We start from the raw sequence: 1,770 nt of genomic DNA, 5'->3' as shown, positions 1-1,770 counted from the left end.
AAGACTACCGAAATATCTGCGTAACGCACTCCATCCAGAGTCTATAGGGGCATAAATCACTATTTTGTCAGCTGAAATATTGAATTTTCAAGGAGCGAAGCCCATTTCAGGTATGGGAAGTCTTAGTAAATAACTATAATTGTATGCCTTTAGTTTTTCCCATCGTTTCAAAAACTCTTTTATGCACTCTTCCCAGCAATGACATTGCTTTGTTGCTTTATTATAGATTCTATAAATAATATCTGATATATATAAGAAACTACTTCCATCATAAAAAATCCTCTTCTGCTCATCCTCATCTTCATTTTCAGTAACAAATAAGTAAATATCCATTGCATACCAGTAATATTGAAACGCTTTCCTAAATTTTCCCCTTTTTACATATTCTTCTGCATACGCTTCCCATAACCATGCCAACTGATTTGGAATAATCTTTAAGTTCATTAATTCAAGTGCCTGTTCCTCTGCCGCTTTTATACCTACAATAAATATTCTTTCTGTAAGTTTTTTTATTCTTTGATGTAAATTTGCTTGAAACAATATACCATTTAAACTTCCCAGAATATAATTGATAACCTCTGCCATTTGACTTTCTGGATGTATAAATTTGTAAAAATAGTTTAGCTCATATTCATATTCTAAACATCTGAATTCAAATTCTTCTTCCTCTGACAGTTCCAAATTTTCAATACATCTATAAAGCCTGTCGAACGCTTCTTCGACATATAATATCTCAACTCCTTCCGGACTGTTTTCATACATCCAATCAACAATCTTGCTTAATTTTTGTATTTCATTTTTCATCTTTTGAAACCTCGTTACCCTATCTCACTTTTTCTATTCCTTGTCTCATCTATATACTTCAATATATTAATTAAAAAATTCTTCCACAAGTCTGGAAGCCTTTTACCCTCCTAGTATCATCCAGCCCGTTTAATCTAATTTCATCCAAAAGTTCTGGACTAAACTGCACAAAACAACATTAAATATTCCTCTTTTTCTAACTATAGTACGCTAAGCGAAACACCCTTTACTATGTTTACGAAAGATTTTTCTGTAGAGCTATACCACAGCTTCTTTAACTGCCAAATTACGTTTACCATCGTAAATTTTCTCTAAAACTGGTAATGCCAAGACAAAGCTCACACTGGTTTCCATATTTGAAATTTTTAACCAACTACTTGATTACATGCGGTTAGACTCTATTTATCCTCCCTATTTAGTCAAGTGTTTTTCCCCTTAAAATCAAGGGATTTCTAAGTTCCTATCTCAGATGAACGAGCCTCGATCATGAGCATTTTTCTGTATCTGGTACAAAAATAGGTGGTTATGGGTATACGAAATAAAACGTCTCTCTTTTCCGCTTTACATGGCCTTTTGTATACCCATCCATCTATGGCAGCGCACCTCCCGTGTCTACCAGGATCTCTGTACATTTCTGCACTGGTCCTCACTTCCTTCGTCCCGCCTGCCCATAACCAGGGTGTCAGCTTAGCTCCTTGCCAGGGTCTTGCCCTATGGAAAATATTCCCGCCGACTACTGGCTCATTCTTTGTAATCATAACATTTACTGACCGGCTTCCCGTGACAGCGCTGTTCCCAGCGGACGTTTCCCTCTCACGTTCTGCCTTTCTGCTTTTCAGTGGTGCTAGTATATAAATAGTGCAAGTCAAAATGAGAAAATTCCAAATAGACAATACATGATATAATAGAAATATCGTACTGAAGGAGGATCTCATTATGGCAAAGCAACATGACAAACAGTTTAAA

At 35.9% G+C, this 1,770-nt stretch carries 1 protein-coding gene; it reads right to left on the bottom strand.

All coding sequences use genetic code 11. From position 1 onward, the window contains the following. Positions 1-87: 87 nt before the first annotated feature. A complete protein-coding gene (locus B5E64_RS17660) occupies positions 88-804 on the bottom strand; it encodes a hypothetical protein (protein ID WP_087169734.1) in 717 nt (238 codons plus the stop codon). Positions 805-1,770 lie beyond the last annotated feature (966 nt).

The sequence above is a fragment of the Drancourtella sp. An12 genome (assembly GCF_002160935.1).
In the GTDB taxonomy this organism is placed as follows: Bacteria; Bacillota; Clostridia; order Lachnospirales; family Lachnospiraceae; genus Sellimonas; species Sellimonas catena.
Note: the sequence above shows the minus strand (reverse complement) of the source record. Positions and strands in the feature narration are given on the sequence as shown.

Coding starts and splice junctions, on each gene's coding strand:
- B5E64_RS17660 (WP_087169734.1), bottom strand. CDS start 804: ATGAAAAATGAAATACAAAAATTAAGCAAGATTGTTGATTGGATGTAT.